This window comes from Candidatus Krumholzibacteriia bacterium (genome assembly GCA_035268685.1).
Taxonomy (GTDB): Bacteria; Krumholzibacteriota; Krumholzibacteriia; order JAJRXK01; family JAJRXK01; genus JAJRXK01.
This window is the reverse complement of the sequence record DATFKK010000111.1, coordinates 44,771-65,763: the sequence shown is the minus strand read 5'-3', so window position 1 is coordinate 65,763 and position 20,993 is coordinate 44,771. Positions and strand designations below refer to the sequence as shown.

At 68.7% G+C, this 20,993-nt stretch carries 20 protein-coding genes; 10 read left to right on the top strand and 10 right to left on the bottom strand.

Annotation, left to right across the window (positions count from 1 at the left end; all coding sequences use genetic code 11):
* The first annotated feature begins 175 nt into the window (after window positions 1–175).
* The 3 genes from VKA86_10860 to VKA86_10850 are packed head-to-tail and all read left to right on the top strand — an operon-like array spanning window position 176 to window position 3,263.
* Window positions 176–1,174, top strand: a complete 999-nt coding sequence (locus VKA86_10860; GenBank protein ID HKK71708.1) for a COX15/CtaA family protein — start codon at window positions 176–178, stop codon at window positions 1,172–1,174.
* Window positions 1,175–1,206: 32 nt separating this feature from the next.
* Entirely contained in the window at window positions 1,207–1,776 is a 570-nt protein-coding gene (locus VKA86_10855) for a thioredoxin family protein (GenBank protein HKK71707.1), read from the top strand.
* A 38-nt stretch (window positions 1,777–1,814) separates the two neighbouring features.
* Entirely contained in the window at window positions 1,815–3,263 is a 1,449-nt protein-coding gene (locus tag VKA86_10850; GenBank protein HKK71706.1) for a hypothetical protein, read from the top strand.
* Here VKA86_10850 and VKA86_10845 read toward each other — a convergent pair.
* Together VKA86_10845 and VKA86_10840 are read right to left on the bottom strand one after the other, a co-directional pair.
* Window positions 3,229–4,371: a glycosyltransferase family 1 protein gene (locus VKA86_10845; protein HKK71705.1), complete on the bottom strand. Its 1,143-nt coding sequence runs from the start codon at window positions 4,369–4,371 to the stop codon at window positions 3,229–3,231. The genes VKA86_10850 and VKA86_10845 overlap by 35 nt on opposite strands.
* A gap of 1 nt (window position 4,372) precedes the next feature.
* Window positions 4,373–5,023, bottom strand: coding sequence for a phosphatase PAP2 family protein (locus VKA86_10840; protein HKK71704.1), 651 nt, complete (start codon window positions 5,021–5,023; stop codon window positions 4,373–4,375).
* Between the two features lie 267 nt (window positions 5,024–5,290).
* Between VKA86_10840 and VKA86_10835 the strand changes: the two genes are divergently transcribed.
* The gene (locus VKA86_10835) at window positions 5,291–6,493 is read left to right on the top strand and encodes a glycosyltransferase (protein ID HKK71703.1); all 1,203 of its coding nucleotides are present in this window, start codon (window positions 5,291–5,293) and stop codon (window positions 6,491–6,493) included.
* Complete coding sequence (locus tag VKA86_10830) at window positions 6,481–7,488, top strand: lysylphosphatidylglycerol synthase transmembrane domain-containing protein (GenBank protein ID HKK71702.1); 1,008 nt, start codon at window positions 6,481–6,483, stop codon at window positions 7,486–7,488. The genes VKA86_10835 and VKA86_10830 overlap by 13 nt, the downstream gene beginning before the upstream one ends.
* Here VKA86_10830 and VKA86_10825 read toward each other — a convergent pair whose 3' ends face one another.
* Window positions 7,489–8,445, bottom strand: coding sequence for a DUF4249 family protein (locus VKA86_10825; protein ID HKK71701.1), 957 nt, complete (start codon window positions 8,443–8,445; stop codon window positions 7,489–7,491).
* A gap of 17 nt (window positions 8,446–8,462) precedes the next feature.
* Window positions 8,463–10,721 (bottom strand): TonB-dependent receptor plug domain-containing protein, encoded by a 2,259-nt coding sequence (locus VKA86_10820; GenBank protein ID HKK71700.1) that lies wholly within the window; start codon window positions 10,719–10,721, stop codon window positions 8,463–8,465.
* Window positions 10,722–10,848: 127 nt separating this feature from the next.
* Here VKA86_10820 and VKA86_10815 point away from each other — a divergent pair, with 127 nt between their 5' ends.
* From VKA86_10815 to trxA, 4 genes are all read left to right on the top strand, one after another.
* On the top strand, window positions 10,849–11,223 hold the full coding sequence (locus VKA86_10815; protein HKK71699.1) for a VOC family protein: 375 nt from the start codon (window positions 10,849–10,851) through the stop codon (window positions 11,221–11,223).
* Between the two features lie 146 nt (window positions 11,224–11,369).
* Window positions 11,370–13,370, top strand: a complete 2,001-nt coding sequence (locus tag VKA86_10810; GenBank protein ID HKK71698.1) for an ATP-binding protein — start codon at window positions 11,370–11,372, stop codon at window positions 13,368–13,370.
* Window positions 13,367–13,948 (top strand): YfiR family protein, encoded by a 582-nt coding sequence (locus VKA86_10805; GenBank protein ID HKK71697.1) that lies wholly within the window; start codon window positions 13,367–13,369, stop codon window positions 13,946–13,948. Before VKA86_10810 ends, VKA86_10805 begins: the two co-directional genes overlap by 4 nt.
* A 75-nt stretch (window positions 13,949–14,023) precedes the next feature.
* Entirely contained in the window at window positions 14,024–14,848 is an 825-nt protein-coding gene (gene trxA / locus VKA86_10800) for a thioredoxin (protein ID HKK71696.1), read from the top strand.
* A gap of 6 nt (window positions 14,849–14,854) precedes the next feature.
* Here trxA and VKA86_10795 read toward each other — a convergent pair whose 3' ends face one another.
* Genes VKA86_10795 through hutH form a run of 3 tightly spaced genes read right to left on the bottom strand, consistent with a single transcriptional unit; the run spans window position 14,855 to window position 17,442 of the window.
* Entirely contained in the window at window positions 14,855–15,283 is a 429-nt protein-coding gene (locus tag VKA86_10795; GenBank protein ID HKK71695.1) for a VOC family protein, read from the bottom strand.
* Window positions 15,280–15,861, bottom strand: a complete 582-nt coding sequence (locus tag VKA86_10790) for a thioredoxin family protein (GenBank protein ID HKK71694.1) — start codon at window positions 15,859–15,861, stop codon at window positions 15,280–15,282. The genes VKA86_10795 and VKA86_10790 overlap by 4 nt, the downstream gene beginning before the upstream one ends.
* Window positions 15,862–15,864: 3 nt before the next feature.
* Window positions 15,865–17,442, bottom strand: coding sequence for a histidine ammonia-lyase (gene hutH, locus VKA86_10785; protein ID HKK71693.1), 1,578 nt, complete (start codon window positions 17,440–17,442; stop codon window positions 15,865–15,867).
* 97 nt (window positions 17,443–17,539) lie between these two features.
* Between hutH and VKA86_10780 the strand changes: the two genes are divergently transcribed.
* On the top strand, window positions 17,540–17,977 hold the full coding sequence (locus VKA86_10780) for a hypothetical protein (protein ID HKK71692.1): 438 nt from the start codon (window positions 17,540–17,542) through the stop codon (window positions 17,975–17,977).
* Between the two features lie 133 nt (window positions 17,978–18,110).
* Here the strand turns inward: VKA86_10780 and VKA86_10775 are convergent, their stop codons facing one another.
* From VKA86_10775 to VKA86_10765, 3 genes are all read right to left on the bottom strand, one after another.
* A complete protein-coding gene (locus tag VKA86_10775) occupies window positions 18,111–18,953 on the bottom strand; it encodes a methylated-DNA--[protein]-cysteine S-methyltransferase (protein ID HKK71691.1) in 843 nt (280 codons plus the stop codon).
* 78 nt (window positions 18,954–19,031) lie between these two features.
* Entirely contained in the window at window positions 19,032–20,135 is a 1,104-nt protein-coding gene (locus VKA86_10770; protein HKK71690.1) for a hypothetical protein, read from the bottom strand.
* Between the two features lie 348 nt (window positions 20,136–20,483).
* The gene (locus VKA86_10765) at window positions 20,484–20,885 is read right to left on the bottom strand and encodes a VOC family protein (protein ID HKK71689.1); all 402 of its coding nucleotides are present in this window, start codon (window positions 20,883–20,885) and stop codon (window positions 20,484–20,486) included.
* Window positions 20,886–20,993: the final 108 nt, after the last annotated feature.

Below are 20,993 nucleotides of genomic sequence, written 5' to 3'. Positions count from 1 at the left end.
TCGGGAATCCTGCAAAGGACGTTCCGACGTCGATCCGACCTCGCGACGACTTCGGCGACCTCGGGCGCGGTCGGGTCGGCAGGACCTTCCACCGTGCCCGGAACGTGGCGCCTCCCCGCGGCGTTCACTAGCGTTCCCGCGTCGTCCCCGGTCGCCCCCGAACCCGTGGCAGGCCATGAACGGAAACCGTCTGAGGGCCTTCGCACGCATGGCGCTGGCCACCACCGTCGCCACCTACACCCTGATCCTCGTCGGAGCGCTCGTGCGGGCCGCCGGCGCGGGACTGGGGTGTCCGGACTGGCCGAAGTGCTTCGGGTCGTGGATTCCGCCCCTCCAGGCCTCCCAGCTGCCTCCGGGCTGGGATCCGACCCAGTTCAACGCCACGCTCACCTGGCTCGAGTACACGAACCGGCTGCTCGGGGTGACCATCGGACTGCTCATCGTGGCGACGCTGGTCATGGCGCTGCTGTGGCACCGCCACCGCCCCCGCCTGCTCTGGCCCGCGCTCGCCGCAACCCTGCTCGTGGGCTTCCAGGGATGGCTCGGCGGTCAGGTCGTGCGATCGGGGCTGGAACCCTGGATGATCACGACCCACATGGTCGTGGCCCTGGTGATCGTCACCCTGCTCCTGTACGCGACCTTCCACGCGCGCCTGCAGCACGCGGGTCTACCGCGATCGAAGGACCCGGCCCGGCGACGCTTCCGTCACGCCGTCGGCATCGTGATCGTGCTCACGCTCGTCCAGGTGGGTCTGGGGACGAACGTCCGTGGTGCCATGGAACACGCCGTCGACGAGAACCCCGAACTGCCCCGCAGCGAGTGGATCGAACAGGTGGGAACGCTCGACACGGTGCACCGCGGGTTCTCACAGCTCATGCTGGCCGCGACGATCGGTCTGGCCGTGTGGAGCCGGCGCCGCTTCCGCGCCGACACGGGTCTGGTGCGTGCCGCCGATGCGAGCGTCGCCCTGGTGGTGGCACAGATGATCCTCGGCGCGGCGCTGGTCACCATGGACGTCCCTCCCGTCGCCCAACTCCTGCACCTGTCGGCGGCCAGCGTCTACCTGGGAATGCTGACCCTCCTGGCCCTGCAGTCCCAACGTGAACCCGTGGCCGCGGCCGACGATCTCGGTGCCCCGGTGGCACCTCCGGCGGCCGATCCCGGCCACGCCTGAGCCTGTTCTCGCCCCCTCGTTCGGAGACCGTGATGCCCCGTCCACCCGTCCTGCCCACCATCGACTGGAAGAACGTGTTCGACTCGGGCCGTACCCACGAGGCCTGGATCGATGCAGCCGAGAACGCCGAACATGTCGAGAAGATGCAGAATTCGATCGAGCGTCAGCGGCTGGAGCCCTCGACCGTGGCCGCACTCCGGGGAATCGACCGCCCGGTCCACGTGGTGGCCTTCGCCGAGGACTGGTGCGGCGACGTCGTCCGCCACGTGCCGGTGCTCGAACGCATGGTCCGTGAGAACGATCGCCTGCAGGTGCGCTACGTCACGCGCGAGGAACAGCCCGAAGCCTTTGCGCGCTTCCTCACCAACGGCGGTGAAGCCGTGCCGAAGTTCGTGTTCCTGAGCGACGAGTTCGTCGAGTGCGGTAACTGGGGACCCATGCCCGACGACGGGCGCGAGCTGATCGCGCGTGGCAAGGCCTGCGGGAACGTGCCCGCGGCACGCGAGAAGGTGGCGGCGCTGTACAAGGCCGACAAGGACCGCCAGATGGTCGTGCGCGAACTGCTGGGGCGATTCACCGTGGCCGGCTGTCAGGCTCCGTAGCGGCGCTCGGGGCCGGGTCGTGGTATGACCAGAGCGTCATGACACGATCCCGTTGGTCGCTCGTTCCTCCGTTGCTGCTGCTGTTCGCCGTGGGCGTGCACGTCCACGGCGTCTTCATGACGCCCGACAGCGTCGAATACGTGGCCATGGCCCGATCGCTCGCGGCGGGCCAGGGCGCCCACGGATTCGACGGCGAGCCCAGCGGGATCTGGCCGCCGGGCTACGCCCTCACCCTGTCCCCCGGGATCGCGCTCGGCATCGAGCCCCGGACCGTCGGCGGCGCCGGCACGGCCCTTCTCTGGTCGGTGCTGGTGCCGTTCGTGCTCTGGCCCCTCGCCCTCCGGCTGCGCTCGCAGAGCTGGCGTGCGGCGATGCTGGTGGGCACGATCGTCGGAGCTCCGATCGTGACCGTGGCGACCGCGCTCCTGGCCGACGCACTGCTGGTCGCGATCGTGCTCGCCACCCTCTTCGCCGCCACCCGCTCCGTCGAAGACGGCTCGCTCACGGCCCGCGCATGGATGCTCGCGCTGGCCGCGATCGCCCCGGTGGTCAAACTCACCGGTCTGATGTTGTGGCCGGCCGTCGTGCTGGTCCTGCTGGTGCGGTCGGGTCCACGCGCGCTCCCGTGGATGGTCCCCGTGAGCCTTCCCCTGATCGCGTGGGTGGGACGCAACCTTCTCCACACCGGACAGCTCGTCGAGAGCTTCCCGGGAGATCCCCGCCCACTCGGCCCCACCGTCCGCCGCACCCTCGAGCACATGGCGCGCTGGGTGGTGCCTCAGGTCGACTCGACGGACGTCCTCCTGATCACGGCCGCGCTGGCCGCACTGGGGACCGTCGCGCTCTGGATACGGCGCGGGCGCGCGGTGCCCGGCGCGGGTGACGCGCCCTGGCTCGTAGCCCTCGCGGGTTTCCTGCTCCTGCTCTGGGTCGGTTCCACGCGGCAGAGGATCGACCTCCCCGACCACCGGCTGCTGGCGCCGGCCTTCGCGGTGACCGTCGTCCTCGCAACCCGGGTCGGCGACGCGTTGCAGCGCCGATCACGACGCACCCGGATCGGAGCCTCGATCGCCACGGCCTGGGCACTGTGGCTGCTCGCCAGCGGCATCGGAACGATGCGTGCCCCGCTGCTCGCCGAACGCGCGGACGATTACGCCCCCGACGGAGGCTTGGCCCGTTCGCTCGCGGAACTGGAGCCCCTGCTCCACGGTGCCGATCCCGTGTGGTCCAACGTGCCCGAGTACCTGTACTGGCACACCGGACGACGCACCCAGTGGCCCGAGCCCGGCCTGCTGACGGCCGGGCTCGCTCCCGACGATCCCGTCGTGTTCGTGTGGTTCACGCGCAGCGCGCGCACGGGGCTCGTTCCGCCCCGGGAACTCGAGCCGATCGTCGACTGGCGTGTACGTTCGGCGTCCGACGGCGTGGTGGCCTGGCGGGGACGTTCGCGACTCAGCCCGCCAGAGCCGGGCGCTCGGCCTCACTGAGTTCGGCCAGCTCCCGGTAACGATTCACCAGACCGACCATGACGTTGGTCCAGCTGTTCGCCTCGGCGTGGATCCGGGCCCGCTGGCCGATCGCCCGGCTCGGACCGGGGTGAGCGATCAGCCACTCGAGCAGGCTGCTGATCTCGGCATGCCGACCGGGCGTGAACAGGTAGCCGTTGCGCCCGTGGTCGACGATGTCGAGCGGCCCCCCGGCCGCGGCGCACACGGCGGTGAGACCGGAGGCCATGGCCTCGAGCACCACGTTCCCGAAGGTCTCCGACTCGCTCGGGAAGACGAACACGTCGGCCGAGGCGTAGGCGGCGGCCAGGTCCTCGCCCTTCAGATAGCCCATGAACGTGGTGTCGGTACCACGGAAGATGGAGCGCAGCACTTCCTCGGCAGGACCACTGCCCACGAGACACAGACGTGCTCCCGGAACCTCGTCGAGGACCGGACGCAACAGGTCGAGTCGTTTCTCCACCGCCAGACGACCCGCGTAGAGCAACAGCGGCGCGTCGGGAACACCACCGCTCATCCGGTCGCGCATCTGGAAGCTGAAACGCGTGGGCGAGTAGAGATCGGTGTCGACTCCCCGCGCCCAGATCTCCACGCGCTCGAAACCGTGCTCCTCGAGTTGACGTCGCGTGTGGGTACTGGGACAGACGTTCAGGTCGGCCTGGTTGTGCAACCAGCGGAACAGCGCCCAGCTCGGCTGGCGCAAGGCACCGAACCCGTAGTGTTCCATGTATCCCGGAACGTCGGTGTGGTAACTGGCCACCACCGGCACGCCCATCTGCTTGGCCTTCTTCAGACCCATGGCGCCCAGGAGCAGCGGACTCGCCACGTGGATCACGTCGGGCTGGAACTCCTCGATCTCGCGGGTGGCGGTTCCGAGCGGCGTGGCGAGACGCAGGTCGTTGTACCAGGGACAGTTGAACGCCGGGTAGCCGTGGATGCGCGTGCTCGCGTACGACGAAGGCGCGCCCTCGGGCGCGAACATGATGCTCTCGTGCCCCTCGGACTCGAGGTGCTCCAGCAGTCGACACAACGTGTTGGTGATGCCGTCCCACTTGGGGAGGAAGGTCTCGGCGAAGATCGCGACGCGCATGTCACACCGCCCCGGCGAACAGATCGAAGAACAGGACGACCAGCAGGACGCCCACGACCGAACCGGCGAGGGTCTGGGCCGGCGTGTGACGACGCAGCAACACACGCGACCAGATCATCAGGGGAACACCGACCACGAGCACGACCGGTGAACCCATCAGCTTCCACACCAGGGCACCGGCCACGGCCACCGTGGCACAGTGCAGACTGATCTTCCAGCTCAGAGTGATCGCGAAGACCACCAGCGCCTCCAGGGCGAGCACTCCGGTCACTCCCATCAGTGACGGAGGTGCACCCAGTGCGGTCAACAGCACCCAGCCCGTCCACGCCCCGGCTACGGTGGCCAGGAACGGCCGCCACCGCTCTTCACGTCTGTACACGTCCAGGTCGCTCACTGCTCCTCGCCGCAGGAGTCCGACCAGGTAGATCAGCGGAACGAGCACCATGAGCACGACGTGGAGCGTGGCCCAACCGAACGCCACGGGTCGACCGTGGAGTCCCGCGGCGAGGTAGGCCGCCGCCACGGCGACCACCGGAGGACTCGCGACCTGGGACACGACCACGGCCAGGGATCTCGTCAGTCCCCGCGTCGCGCCCGACACGACGAAGGGGGTTGCATTCGTGGTCTCGACGCGTGCGTTCGACATCGTCATGGCGACCTCGGGACCGCGGGTTCCTTCCACGCAGCACACCATAATCACGATCACCGACACGTGTGTGAGTCGTCGGAGAAGATCGGGACAAGACGACGCCCACCGCGAGAAAGCCGATCGCGCCGCTCCACGCCGACGCATTCGTGGGGTCTCGCCCGAGCAATTCCTCCTCCACGCATCTTCACTGCCCCTTGTCTTGTAGAGGGCCTGATTCGCACTTAGACGTGCACTCGCCCACACTCGTCGTCTCCGGCCGGAGACCGCTCCATGAAGATCTGCGACATGGTCCAGGCCTACGCCCGCAACAGCGGGGGCGTGAAGACCTACCTCGACGAGAAGCGGCGGTTCGTCCTCGACCACACCGACCACGAACACGTGCTGATCGTGCCCGGGGCGGTCGATCGTGTCGTCGAGGAGGGACGCGCGGTCACCTACGAGATCACTTCACCCATGGTGCGCGGGGCGGGCGCCTACCGCTTCATCGGACGCGTCGACAAGTTGCTGCGTATTCTCGGCCGCGAGTCCCCCGACGTGGTCGAGGTCGGCGATCCCTACCTCATGCCCTGGGTCGCCCGGTATCACCGATGGCGCCGCGGAGTGCCCGTGGTCGGCTTCTACCACACCGATTTCCCGCGGGCCTACGGACGGCGCTACGTGGAACGCGTCGCAGGCGAGACCTTGGGACGGGCGAGCGAATGGATCGGAGATGTCTATGCGCGCACCGTGTACCGGGACTGCGCCGCCGTCGTCGCTTCCTCCGCCGAACTGCACGAAGCGCTCACTCGTGTGGGAGTCCGGGAGAACCTGCACCACATACCGCTCGGCGTGGACCTCGACGGATTCCACCCGCGCCATCGTGACCGTTCGGTGTGGGAGCAACACGGGGTCGCGCGCGACTCGGTGATCCTCGTCTACGCGGGAAGGCTCGACACGGAGAAACACGTCGACCGACTCGTCGAGACCTTCCGGGACGCCGGCCTTCCCGAGCAGGTCTCGCTGGTCTGCATCGGCGAAGGACCCTTGCGCACCTGGATCGAGTCGCTGGCCCACGAGGACAGCCGGATCCGAGTGATTCCCTACGTGAGTGACCGCGCCCGGCTCGGCCGTCTTCTCGCCTCGGCCGATCTGTACGTCACCGCGGGGCCGCACGAGACCTTCGCGTTGTCGGTGATCGAAGCCCAGGCCAGCGGCCTGGGCGTGGTCGGTGTCGCCGCGGGCGCGCTCGTCGATCGCGTCACACCCCAGACGGGGGTCCTGGCTGCACCCGACGATCCTGCGGACTTCGCGCGCGCACTCCGAGAGGGCTTGCGTCGCGACCGGAATCGACTCGGACGCGAGGCACGGCGTGTGGTCGAACAGCAGTTCTCGTGGGGCGTGACCTTCGAGAGGCTCCTGGAGCTGTACCGACACGTCGGGGCTTCCGACACGCGACCTGCGACCCTCGGCGGTGACGCGCAGTGCGTTCCCTGAAGATCCTCCTGCCGCTCGGTATCGGAGCCCATCTCGGCATCACTCTCTGGACGACCGATCCCGACAGTGCGGCGTCGCTCCTCGGCATCTCCCCGGCGTGGCTCGCCCTCGCCCTCGTGCTCGCCTTCCTGCCCTGGCTGACCAACGGCCTGCGGCTGTGGAACTGGCTGCGCTGGGAAGGAGAACGGCGCAGCCTCGGTGACTGCCTGCGCGTGGCCGTGGCCTCCGAGGTCGGTGCCGCGGTGACCCCGACGGCGGTGGGGAGCGCATCCGTCAAGACGGCCATGTTGAACGCCCGCGGCCTGCCCCTTCCCCGCGCTCTCTCGCTGACCGGTATGGGCTCGCTCGAGGACGGCCTGTTCTTCGCTCTCGCCATGCCGGCCATGCTGGTGGCCAGTGGTGTCTGGCACGACGGCGCGCTCGGACAGCTCGTCGACGTCGGGGCGCGGGCCGTCGAGACCCCGGTGCGCGCATCGATCGCCGCGGCGATCACCGCGGGCGCCCTCCTGGTGTTCGCACGGACGCGCTGGGGTCGTTCCGTGGGTGGGGTTCTCTGCCGCTCCTGGCTCGAATGGCGTGCGCTGCTGGGGCGCGCCCTGACCCGGCATCCCTTCGCGTGGTCGACCAATCTGCTGCTGGCCGCGATCCAGTGGGTGGCGCGCTACTCGGTGTTCACCGCGCTGCTCCACGGCCTCGGGCTCGAGATCGATCCCGTCCGCGGCCTGGTGCTGCAGTGGTTGTGCTTCACCTTCATGGCGGTGATCCCCACGCCGGGGGCCATGGGTGGAGCCGAGCTCGTCTTCCTGACCCTGTTCGCGGGCGAGGTGCCGGCCGAGGTCCTCCCGCTGGTGATGGGCGCCTGGCGCATGACGACCTTCTACCTGCTCACGTTGAGCGGGCTGGTGTTCCTGCTCGCCAGCGCACGCGAACGCGGAGGGCCCGACTGGTCGACCACCCTCGCCGGTGATGCCGGCAACGTGCGCCCGGAGAACTGATCAGTCGTCGTCGAGGACGAAGAAGCCGATCGAGTCGACCGCAGCCGAACCGAACAGCCCGATGCCCCCCTCGACGTGGAAGATCGGCCGGTCGAAACCGTCACCAGCATTGCCTCCGAAGCCTGGGCCGCCACTCAACGAAGGCGTCGTGTTGACGAAGTCGTTCCAGTTGCTGTCGGTCGAATACACCTTGATCAGGTAGCGGCCCTCGAAGAAGACGGCGAACCAGGGAAGGCGGATCGTCCCCTCGCTGGCCTCGAACATCGGACTCGATCCCTCGCGCTCGAGCTCCGCGAAGTCCTCTTCTTCGAAGAAGTCGGGCTCGATCGCGAAGTCGCTACCCCGGTCGAGGCTGAACAGGGCGACCTGATAGGCGGACACGCGCGGATCGCGCGCGAAGCGCGCCTCGAGGAGACTGTCGCCCCACCGGAGCCGATTCGTCGAGACGGTGTACACACTGTCCCCGACGTCGTCGAAGTCCCGGAGGGTCTCGATCACGTTCAGGTCGAAGTCCAGAGCGACCCATTCCTCGACCTCGAAGGCGGGCGGAGTGGTCGTCGTGGCCCGGACCTCTTCGCCGAGGGCGGTCCGCACGAACAGGTCGTAGCGCGTGTCGGGACGCACCAGGACCTCGTCGTCGACCGGGAGGTAGCGGCCGGCCGGAACGAGCAGCTCACCGGGCCGACGCCGGTCGCCGGAGTAGAACACGCGGGTTCCGTCCTCGTCCTCGACCCAGACCTCGGCGTCACGTTCGCCGGCCGACGCCGGCGTGATGGGCTCGCGCGGACTCAACGATCGACTGACCCGGATCGCCGGGAGGGGACGGTCGACGATCAACTGCGCGTCGACCACGACCAGGCCCACGCCCTCCTCGTTGAAGACGACCCGGTCCTCGCAACCCACGAGCAGGGCCAGGGCGAGGATCGCGAGCAGGGCCTTGGCGACGATCTGTTTCATCGGACGTTCCTCCCCGCTCAGAAGTCGAGCTCGAGACCGATGCTCGGGATGATGGGCAACTGCTCGACGATCTCGGGTTCCGCACTCGGGTCCTCGACGTCGAAGGTGACGAACCAATCGTTGCGTCGACTGTAGACGTTGAACGCGGTGAACGACAGTCGACCCGTCCGGCCGAACAGCTCGATGCGGCGCGTGGCACTCAGATCCATGCGATGATAGGGCAGCAGACGAGCGCTGTTGCGCGAGGCCGGCAGCAGCTCACCCAGGTTCAGCGGGAGTCCCGTGGCCGGATTGGTCGCCCCGTAGCGGGCCGAGGCCGGCGTGAAGGCCTGCCCCGTTCCGTAGACGAAGGTTGCACCGTACTCCCAGGTCCCTCGCTCCCATCGCGCGACCACGTTCAGGTCGTGGCGCCGGTCGTACTTGGGGGGAAACGTCTCTCCCAGGTTGATCTCGTCGAAGGTGCGCCGCGTCCAGCCGAGGGTGTAGCCGATCCATCCGGTCAACGACCCCATGCGCTTCTCTGCGAAGAGTTCGACGCCCGAAGCCCATCCGGTTCCTCCGGTGACGAAGACGTCCTCCGCGGCGGTCGATTCCCGGTCGGGTGGGATCTCGGTGTCGAGCAGGACGACTCCTTCGAGGTCGGTGTAGTAACCCTCGGCGCTCAGCTTCCAAGTGGGCTCGGGGATCCACTCCAGGCCCGCCACGAACTGGATGGAACGGCTGGGTGAGACGGTCTCGTCGATCGGCAGGTAGAAATCGGTTCCGCTGAAGCCCTCGGTGCTCACGAGCTGGAGCACCTGATGGTAGATCCCACTCCCCAACTTGGCGGTCCACGCGTCGCTCAGCTGCTGCCGGATCGACAGCCGGGGTTCCCAGCGCACGCGGTCACCATCGCTGAGATACCGCGTGCGCAGTCCCAGGCGCACGGTCGACGACACGTCCGGCCGCCAGGTGTCCTCGAGATAGGCGGCCACGTCGTAGGCACTGGCGTCGAAGTCGACCGTCTCGTCGAGATTGAAGGCCTCGTCGTAGGAGAAGCGATAGCGGCTGCCGGTCAGTCCGAGAGTCAGGCGATGCCGCGGTGGAAGTGCCCAGCTCAACGTGGCTTCGGCCGAGACGTCTCGAAGGGAGTTGGCGATCCCGACCGGCGTGCTGAACACACTGAGATCGGTGTCGCTGCGATAGCGACTGTACCAGGCGCTGACGGTGGCGGTGGCCGACTCGCCCAGCAGACGGCGGTGCGTGCCCGACACCAGGAAATTTCCCCAGCCCAGATCGATACTCGTGTTCTCGTCGGCGTTCACGTCGAGCTGGTCCTGGCTGAAGTAGAAGCGCAGGTCGGTCGAACCGTTCGACGAGGGGATCCGCAGCTTCCCGTTCACGTCGTAGAAGTAGTACGCGGGCACCGCGGGATCGCTGTTGCGCAGGATCGACAGCAGCGGCTCCAGGTAGGTCCGTCGCCCCCCCAGTGCCCAGGTCCGATCACCCCAGCTGCCTTCGACGAACCCGCGCGCAGCGATCGTGCTCACGCCGATGCGCCCACGGGTCGGGCCCCGCTCGCCCTCGAGGCTCCGCACGTCGAGCACCGCCCCCAGGCGCCCGCCGTACTGGGCGGGGTAGGCGCCCTTGTAGAGCGTCACGTCCTCGATCAGATCCGGATGGAAACTCGAGAACAGGCCGAAGGCATGGGTGGGATTGTAGACCGGCACACCGTCGAAGAGGATCAGGGTCTGGTCGGGACCGCCGCCACGGACGTACAGACCACTCGACAGGTCGGACGCCGCCTGCACTCCCGGCAGGAGCTGCAACGCACGGATGGGGTCGGCCTCGCCGATCGCCGGAATCCGCGCCAGGGTCTCCGAATCGAGTTCGACCAGGCCGGTCTGCAACTCCCGCTCCGAGCCGTTGCGGTCGCCGACCACGTCGATCGTCTCGAGCTCGATCGCGTCGACCACCATGCGGAGTTCCAGGTCGATCTCCACGCCGGGTTGCACGTCGACGGTGCGCTCGAGGTCCTCGTAACCCAGGTACGTGCAGAGCACCGACCAGCGGCCGGGCTCGAGGTCGCGGACCGAGAAGCGACCGGCGTTGCCGGTCAGGAGATCGCGGACGGGGCCAGGGCCTTCCAGACGGACGGCCGTGAAGGAGAGGGGCTGTCCCGTCTCGTCGTCCACCACCTGCCCCCGCAACACCGAAGCCGACGCCTCGGAGAAGGCCAGGAGCAGGAGGAGCGCGAGGAGCGGACGGGAGTTGCCGCTCTGGGGCATCAGTCGCATGGTGTGCGGCGTCAACGGAAGGGGGAGAATCGGATCGGGAGCGGTTGGCGCCGGATGCCGATCGATTCGGCGCCCGTCCAACATCGGATGCGACGGCTCCCAGCGCCACGGTCCGGGAGGGATCGGCATGCACATCTCCACGATCGCACTCGGGGCGGTCGACCTCGCCGCCGCGACGGCATTCTACGAGCGAGGGATGGGGTGGCCGATCCGGTCGCAGCGGGGCGACCTGATCACCTTCGAGACCGGGCCGATCCGCCTCTGCCTGTACCCCGCCGACGCCCTCGCCTCCTTCGCCGGCGGCACCCCCACCCCGGCCGGTCCGTCGACCCTCCATTCGGTGAACGTGGAATCCGACGCCGAGGTCGACCGTATCGTCAACCGCTGCAAGGAGTTCGGCGGCACGGTGACCCGACCGCCCGGGCCGCTCCCGTGGCAAGGGTACGGGGCCTGCGTCCGCGCCCCCGACGGTCACGTCTGGGAGATCGTCCACGCCGGCTGACCGTACCGGGTTCCGTCCCGGCTTCCGTTCCGGGCTTTGTCCTCAGGTTCTCCGTGCGACCGTCCGAAGCCCTGGACGAGCCGTGATGCCGGAACGCGTCCACGGCCGCATCCTCGTGTCGTCCAACGTCCGGGAGCCCTCACCGCATGTCCATTCCCTCGCGTCTGCGCCCGAGCGAGCGATGGGGCCGCGACCTGCCCCTGCGGTGGAAGCTCATGCTCCTGATCGCCGTCTCCTCGTCGCTCGCCCTGGCGGTGGCCGGAGCGGTGACGTGGGTCCAGGGCGCGCGTCAGATCCGGCACGAGATGGAGGCCAAGTGCACCGTCCTGGCCGACGTCGTGGCCAACAATCTGAAGATGGCGGCCCTGTTCGAGGACGCGACCGATGCCGGCGCCGTCCTGCGCGCCCTGCACGCCGAGCCCTCCTTCGAGGAGGCCCGCGTATTCCTGCCCGACGGCTCGAGTCTCGTCGCCATCGACCGGGAGGTCGAGGAGCCGGCGCCCGCACCGCTCGACCGGATGCCCGTGCGCGAGCCCGGCCATGCCTACGTCGGCGACGACCTGGTGGTCCTCGCTCCCATCGAACTCCCCGGCGGGGCCGGAGAGATCGCCGGATGGATCTTCCTGCGAACCAACACCGACGCGCTCGCGGCCCACCAGGCACGCTCCACGCGCACCGCGCTGGCCATGATCACCGTGGGCCTGGTCGTGGCACTGCTCATCGCCACGTCGTTGCAACGGGTGATCACCGTGCCGATCGCCCGTCTTTCGCAGGTGATGCGCATCGTGACCGAAGAGCGCCGCTATTCGGTGCGCGCCGAGCGCGGCGGTCGCGACGAGATGGGCCTGCTGATCAACGGCTTCAACGAAATGCTCGAGCAGATCGAGCAACGTGACGCGGCGCTGCAGGACGCACGTTCCGATCTCGAACGACGCGTCGACGAACGCACCGAGGAACTCCGCCACGAGCGTGACCGGGCCGAGGCCGCCGCCCTGGCCAAGAGTCAGTTCCTGGCCAACATGAGCCACGAGATCCGCACGCCCATGAACGGTGTCCTGGGCATGACCGAGTTGCTCATGCAGACACCGCTCGACGACGAGCAGAAGGACTTCGCCCGGACCGTCCACGGATCCGCCGAGGCCCTTCTCACGATCATCAACGACATCCTGGACTTCTCGAAGATCGAGGCCGGGCGCATGGAGGTCGAGTGGATCCCCTTCGACGTGCGCCGCGTGGCCCACGACACCCGGGAGATGCTGCAGGTCCGAGCCGACGAGAAGGAGATCGAACTGCGCCTCGATCTCGGCCCCGAGCTCGATCGCGCCTACGTGGGTGATCCGGTCCGGATCCGTCAGGTGTTGCTGAACCTGCTCAGCAATGCGGTGAAGTTCACCACGGAGGGGCACGTCGAACTGCGCGTGAGCGCCGACGCGAAACACGAAGGCAAGCCCCGTCTCGACATCGAGGTGATCGACACCGGCATCGGCATCGCCACCGACAAGCTGGCCCAGGTCTTCGAGAGCTTCACCCAGGCCGACTCCAGTACCACACGGCGCTTCGGGGGAACCGGACTCGGGCTGGCCATCAGTGCCCGCCTGGTCGAATTGATGGGTGGGCGTCTGCGAGTCGAGAGCGAAGAGGGGAAGGGAAGCCGATTCCACTTCAGCCTCTTCCTCGAACCCGGCGAAATCGACGACACCGAGGGCGGCCCCCTCGACGGGGTGACCCCTCGACCGCGCAACGTCCACACGGCCGAGGTCCTGCTGGTCGAGGACAACGTCGTCAACCAGCGCCTGGGCGTGACCATGCTGGAGAAGACCGGCTGCCGTGTCTCGCTGGCGCAGAACGGGCGGGAAGCCGTCGACTACTGCCGAATGGGCTCGTTCGACATGGTGTTCATGGACTGCGCCATGCCCGTCATGGACGGATTCGAAGCGACGCGGGCGATCCGCGCCCTCAAGGGATCGATGCACTCGGTGCCCATCGTGGCGCTGACCGCGAACGCCATGGCCGGCGATCGGGATCGGTGTGTGGCCGTGGGGATGGACGACTACCTCGCCAAACCGTTCAACCTCGCCTCGCTGTCGGAGATGGTCCAGCGCTACACCCGGACCCACGATCCGGTCGTTCCGGGAGCCCCCCGGTGAGGCTCTGCCGACGACGCGTACGAGCGCTCCGCGCTCTGCTGGTCCTCGGACTGCTGGCCCCGGGCCTCCTGGTGCCCGGGCCGTCGGTCGCGCAGGACGCGCACGACGAATACGAGGTGAAGGCGGCGTTCCTCTTCCGCATCGGCCGGGCCTTCACCTGGCCGGACTCCGTGCTCGACGAGAACGCCGACACACTCCGGGTCGGTGTCCTGGGCCGAGACCCCTTCGGGGGTTCGCTCCGGAAGGTCTTCCGCGGGAAGACCTCGTCGCAGGGCCTCGCCTTCCGGGTCGTCGAGGTGGCTTCACTCGAAGAAGCCCGGTCGTGTCAGGTTCTCTTCGTGCCGAGCGGCGTCGATCCGGAGCGACGGAAGTGGCTCGACGAGCTCGGGGATTCCGGGACCCTCCTCGTGGGTGAAGTCCCCGAGTTCGTCCACGATCAGGGTGGGATCCTCGCACTCGTCCTTCAGGACAATCGCATGGGAATGGTCCTGAACGTCGAGGAACTGGCATCGTCCGGTCTGCAAGCCAGTTCTCAGTTCCTGCGCCTGTGCACGATCGTCGGCGACCGCTCACGCTGAGCGCTGGCGCGGGACTCCGGACATTCCTATTTCGTCGTCCGTGCCCCGTGTCGCGGATCCGTCCCGGAGGACCCCATGAATTCACGTCACGAACTGCAGACCGATTTCGCCACGGCCGTCCTCGAACGGAGCCACGAAGTCCCTGTGCTCGTGGACTTCTGGGCGGAATGGTGCGGACCGTGCCGCATGCTCGGTCCGGCGCTCGAGGGCCTGGCCGAGAAGGCCGAAGGTCGATGGGAACTGGTGAAGATCGACACCGAAGCCCACACGGACATCGCACAGCAGTACGGGATCCGCAGCATTCCGGCCGTGAAGCTGTTCAGCAACGGCGAAGTCGTCGGCGAGTTCGTCGGAGCGCTCCCCGAAGCGCAGATCCAGATGTGGTTGCGTCAACACCTGCCGGGACCGGGCACGTCCGCCCTGTCGCAAGCACAGACGTCGCTGATCGAGGGCGATCGCGAGCGCGCCCGGCGCGAGTTCGAGAAGGTTCTCGAACTCGACCCCGGCCAGGACACGGCGCGGCTGGAACTCGCGCGTCTGTTGATCGAGGACGAGCCGGCTGCAGCCCGCGAGCACCTCGAATCGATCACCGGCGACGCCGAGGCCTACGAGAAGGCCCAACACCTCCTCCACCTGATCGACCTGGTCGATGCGGCCCGCGCGCAGGACGAAGCGGACGGCGACGACGTGTCCGCGATGTACCGTCAGGCTGCTCTCGACTTCGCGCACGGCGAGCTCGAAGAGGCACTGAGCAAGTGGATCGGAGTCGTCGAGCAGGACCGCGAACTCGACGACGACGGTGCACGCCGCGCCTGCATCGCCCTCTTCGCGTTGCTGGGCGAGGACCACGCGCTCACGCAGAAGTACCGTCGACGCTTCTCGATGGCGCTGTCGGTCTGAACAGGCTCAGGTCGCGAACAACTGGCCGAGGTCGTCGAAGGCCTTGAACTCGAGCGCATTGCCCGCGGGGTCGCGCACGAACAGCGTGGCCTGTTCGCCGACCTCGCCCTCGTTGCGCACGTAGGGCTCGATCAGGAACTCCACGCCCGCCCCGCGTAGACGGTCGGCGAGTCCCCGCCAGCGCTCCATGCTCAACACCAGGCCGAAGTGGAAGGCGGGGACGTTCTTCCCGTCGACCGCGTTGCTGCCCGGCGCCCGCTGCCCCTCTTCGACCAGGTGCGCCACGATCTGGTGCCCACCCAGGTCGAAGTCGATCCACCGGTCGCTCTCGCGTCCGGTCGCGCAGCCGAGGACGTCCACGTAGAAGCGGCGCGCCGCCTCGAGGTCGTCCACGGGGAAGGCCAGGTGGAAGGGTCGCAGCTCCTGCGCGCTCATCCGAAGTACTCCGGTTCGTTGCCGGGCTTCCACTTGATGTTGCAGCCCAGGCTGGGCTTCTGCGCGGGCGGTACCGCCTCGCCGGCCAGCACCCGATCGAGGGCGGCGCGGAGATCGGCGCCGGTGACCGGAATGCCCGACTCGGGACGGCTGTCGTCGAGCTGCCCGCGGTAGACCAGTTTCCGGTCGCCGTCGAACAGGAAGAAGTCGGGTGTACAGGCCGCACGATAGGCCTTCGCCACTTCCTGCGAAGCGTCGTACAGGTACGGGAAATCCCACCCGTTCTGCGCCGCGAACTCCTTCATCTTCTCCGGGGAGTCCTGTGGATACTTCTCGACGTCGTTGGCACTGACCGCGACCACGGCCACGCCGCGGTTGCGGTAATCGGCAGCCAGACGCGCGAGCTCCTCGCGCACGTGGATCACGAAGGGGCAGTGGTTGCACACGAACATCACGAGCAGCGCGCGGGCGTCGGCGAAGTCGTCGCGCGACACACGACCGCCGCCGACGGTGTCGGGCAACGAGAAGTCGGGCGCGGACGTACCCAGTTCGAGCATGGTGGACGGTGTGGCGGCCATGGTTCACTTCCTCTCGGCGTTGGGTGTCGTTCGAGGGTAGGACGGGAGGAGGTCTTCGACCACCTCGGTGCACAGATCGACGCCGAGTTCGCCGCGCAGCAACTCCGTCGCCGCCTCGATGTCGGGCGCGAGGTAGCGATCGGCATCGTAATGGTCCACGCGCTCCCGCAAGGCTCCGTGCAGACGCTGCAGACGCGGCGACGTGGTCTGCGGCCGGTGGAAGTCGATCCCCTGCGCGGCGCCCAGCAGCTCGCAGGCGATGATCCCGCGGGTGTTGTCGACCATGTCGCCCAGCCGGCGCGCCGCGAACGTGGCCATGCTCACGTGGTCCTCCTGGTTCGCCGAGGTCGGCAGCGAGTCGACGCAGGCGGGATGCGCCAGCGACTTGTTCTCGGACGCGAGGGCGGCCGCCGTGACCTGCACGATCATGAAGCCCGAGTTCACCCCGCCGTTCTCCACGAGGAACGCCGGAAGACCGCTGAGCGCGGGATCGATCAGCAGCGCCAGACGCCGTTCGGAGAGCGCCCCGATCTCGGCAATGGCCAGGGCGAGCACGTCGGCGGCCATGGCCACCGGTTCGGCGTGGAAATTCCCACCCGAGAGGACGTCGTCGTCCTCGGGGAAGATGAGCGGGTTGTCGGTGACCGCGTTGGCCTCGATGCGCAGGGTGTCGGCCGACCGGCGGATCAGGTCGAGCGCCGCGCCCATCACCTGCGGCTGGCAGCGCAGCGAGTAGGGATCCTGGACCCGATCACACGACAGGTGCGACTGGCGGATCGCGCTGTCCTGCATGAGTCCCCGGTAGACGGCTGCGGCGTCGATCTGACCAGGGTGGCCGCGCACGGCGTGGATCCTCGGGTCGAAGGGCGTGTCACTGCCCATGAGGGCGTCGACACTCAGGGCACCGGTCGCGGCGGCGTTCGCGAACGAACGCTCCGCCTCGAACAGCGACCGCAGCGCCAGCGCACACGAGACCTGGGTCCCGTTCAACAGGGCCAGGCCTTCCTTCGGCGCCAGGTCGATCGGTTCCAGGCCCGCGCGTCGAAGCCCTTGGGCCGCCGGGAAACGCTCTCCGTGCTGCCGCACCGAGCCCTCCCCGAGCAACGTGGCCGCCAGGTGCGCGAGAGGTGCGAGATCTCCGGAGGCGCCGACCGATCCCTTGGACGGAATGCAGGGCAGGACGTCGTGCTCGACCATCGCGGCCAGGGTGTCGATCAACTCCGGCCGCACCCCGGAGTTGCCGCCGGCCAGGCCGAGGATCTTCAGCACCAGCACCAGGCGAACGGTGGCGGCGTCGAGTTCCGCACCGACACCGGTGGAATGCGAGAGCACCAGGTTTCGCTGCAGATCGGTGAGCTGATTCGCCCCGATGCGCGTGCGGGCGAGCAGCCCGAAGCCCGTGTTGATGCCATAGGCCACTCTCTCCTCGCGCACGATGGCATCGACGGTCCCCCGCGCCGCGCGCACCGCCGCGCGCGCATCCTCGTGGAGGTCCACGCGGACGGGTCCTTCGACCACCCGACGAAGCGTGGCGAGTTCCATGGAGCCGGGAACGAGTCGGAGCGTGGCGGCAGGGGGCATGTCACGGACCTCGCGGATGCTTTGGGTGCGATGGATGGCCGGAGTATAGTCAGGGCCGCACGTGACGTCATCGTTCCCACCCGGAAGGACCACGTCCATGAACCACGCAAGCCTCCTCGTCCTCCTGCTCGCGGTGACCACGGTGGCGGGCTGCGGCGGCCGCGCCGAGGTCGAACGTCGGATCGACCCCGACGCGGACGATCTCGACGGAACCGTCGAACAGACCACGACCCTGCGCGGGGAGAGCCTGCAGGAGGAAGCCGCGCGGCTGATGCGCCAGCACGACTACGATGGCGCGATCGCGATCTATCGGGACCTGTACCGCCACGACAGTCGCGACGAAGTACGCGCCGAAGCGCTCTACTCGTGGGCACGGGCCGAGGGTCACCTGTTGAACCCCGAACGCGACGTCGACGAGGCGATCGCTCGGCTCGAGATGCTGCTCGAGGAGTTCGATCACACCAGGATCGCCTTTCGCGCGCGCGAGGAACTGGAGCGCCTGCAGCGGTGGAAGAGTTCGGTCGCGCCTCGATGATCGTTCGTGGTTCCGGATTCGCAGGGGTCATGCGCACCGATCGACCGACGAACGGTTGAACGCCTCCCCACGATGCCAACCGAAACGGCCAGGTCCACGACCACTCCTTCGGCCCCGACCCGTCCGCCGCCGGCTAGGACCGGGATGCGCCGCCGCCGTCGGACCCTCGAGCCAGCTCTCGCCCCAGGAGCGCGAGCTTGCGGCCGGTCCCCCACCGATACCCTCCGAGCTGCCCGTGGCGGCGCAGGACGCGGTGGCAGGGAACCAGCACGGCGACCGGATTCGCCCCCACCGCGGCTCCCACCGCGCGCGCCGCACCGGGCCGCCCCACCGCCTCGGCCAGGGCCCCGTAGTCCACGATCCGGCCGGAGGGGATGCGAAGGAGCGCCCGCCACACCTGGATCTGGAAGTTCGTCCCGCGCAGGTGGAGCGCGAGCGGGGGCCGCGGACCGTTCCCGAAGATCGCGGCACCCCATGGGACGGCCTCGTCGTCCGCGGCGGCGACCAGCGCGGCACCGGGCCAGTGACGCTGCAGCCCGGGTGCGGGATCCTCGCCGGAGGCCACGAACTCGACGGCGCAGACGCCCCGGTCGGTCCGGGCGACGAACACCGGCCCGAGGGGCGAGGGGACGATCGCGTGCCGGATGGTGACGCCGTCGGCGAGCCGCCCGATCTGGCCGGGCGTCATGGCCTCGCAGGTGACGGTCAGGTCGTGCAGACGCCCCGGGCCCGAGAGTCCGACGTCGAGCGCGACGTCCAGCACCGATCGGCTGCGACGGAGCAGCTCACGCGCACGGCCCACCGTGACGGCCTGCAGGAAGCGTTTCGGGCTGATCCCGGCCCAGCGCGTGAACACCCTCTGGAAATGGGCCGGGCTGAGCCCGGCGCTCGCGGCCAGCTCCTCGAGGGAGGGCTGACGGCGGGCATCGCGTTCGATGCGCAACAGTGCGGCTTCGATGCGGGCGTAGTCGTCCACGGCGGGCTCCTCGCGACCGGACGAGCGCAGACTAGGCCACCCGCTCGTCCCCGCGCGACCCGATTCCTGCGATCGGCTTCACCGGGGCCGGCTGCGGCGCGGTTCGAGCAGCTCCCGGCGGCGCTCGACGTCCTCCGACGGCGTCGTCCCGCCGAACCCGATGCGGATCTGCCAGGCCTCGCCGTCGAGATCGGAGCCGTCGGCGCCCGTGCTCCAGTCCGACCATTCCCACCGGAACTGCAGTTCGAGGAATCGCCGGTCGATCTCCCACCGCGCGTTGACTCCCGCCGTCCGCACGAGGGAGTGCGCCCACACCGCGGGGAGTTCGATCCCACGCACCACCTCGGGCGAGAGGGCCTCGACTCCGGCCCACCCCACGCCGGCGGTCAGATCGAGCGCGACGGGTCCGAGCGACGTCACGCGAACACTCGGTTCGAGCAGCGCCGACAGGCCGGTGAACTTGTTGGTGAGGAAGAGGTTCTCGCCGTCGCGGATGACGTAGTCGCCGTCGTAGTTGCCCACGAGGAGGTCTCCGGCCAGGCGCGCTCCGAAGCGGCCGACCCTGCCACCCAGTTGCAACCCGATCGCGAGCCGGCCACCCGCGGGCTCCAGCCGCCCCCGGCCGTTCCACTGCCCCAGGTAGAGCCCTGCCAACCCGACCGGCTGCGGCTCGGACAGACGCTCCCGCTCGGCCCGGACGAGCGTTCCGAGCCAGGTGGAGGCATAGGGCTCGGCATCGATGCGCTGCCAGAGGACCTCGGACTCACCCGCATAGAAGCGGGCCAACAGGTACTCGACCGTTCCCGGAGCCGTCACCGGGATCAGATCGGCGGCGAGATCCCGGCTGAACCGGTCGAAACGGCGCGTCCAGAGCACGTCGTCGAGCGTGGTGTCGCGCTCGGCCGCCGCGAAGTCCCGGGCCTCGAGATCGATCTCGACGAGGTGGTCGACGAACTCGGGGGTGAGGGTCTCGGGATCGAAGTCGTCCGCCCAGATCCGGGCCAGCACGTCGATCCGCACGACATCCGGCTGCGGTCCGCACGCGGCCCACCACTCGTCGATCGCGGCGTAGACTCGTTCCACCTCACCCGACCGGAAGGCCGCGGGAACGGCCTCGTAGGCCCACAGGCTCTGTTCGGCGCATCCCGCAGGGGCCGGCCGTGCGAACACGATGACGGCCAACAGAGGCGCCAGCGACGCGAGCCGGACGCCCCGGCGGGCCCGCTCGCCCCGATTTCCGTGTCGATCCGGTCGCCGCACTGCCGACGCCCCCCGTGTGTCAACCGTGTCCGATCCGTCCCGACCCATCCAGGTGGTCTTGTTCGAGCTTGAACTCCGGGTCCGCGGATGCCGTCTGACGATCCTACGCGGGGACCTCCCGGATGTGTTCGACCGCTCGTACCGCGATCTCGGGGGCTCCGAAACGCTCTGGAGCCACGAGACGACGGGCACCGACCGGACACGGGTCCGGAACCAGCGGGTGGCCGACCGGTGTCGTGCGCGGCCTGCCGGTCGCACTCGCACCCGGGACTATCCGGCCTCGGCGTCTTCGAAGGCGGCGAACACGACGAAGATCCCGTCGGGCGTCCGCACGGCGATCTCGCGGGCGCCGTAGAAGGTGCGCCGATCGGGAACGAGGATCTCGGCGTCGGTGCCGTCGATCCGTTCGATCAGGTCGTCGAAGGGCATGTCGATCTCCACGAACAGGCCCAACCCCGAGTGATCGCAGGTCTCGGGCACGGCCTCCGGCAGGTCGGCCTCGAGGGAGGCCCGGCTCTGGAACATGAGTTCGGCATCGCCGCGCGTCAGGCCCACGAAACCGAGCCGCCCGCCGTGCGGGACCTCGGCCATCCGCTCGAATCCCAGGGCTTCCCAGAACGGCAACGCATCCTCGATGGACTCGACGAGGAGATTCGGGGTGAGTCGCTTCATTCCGGCACCTCCGCCTCGGGGGCCCCCGAGTATGGAGGGTCCCTCCGGTCCCGTCACGCCCCGCGTCCCTCCAGGGATCCGGCCTCAAGATCCGTCGAGGCCGGCCGA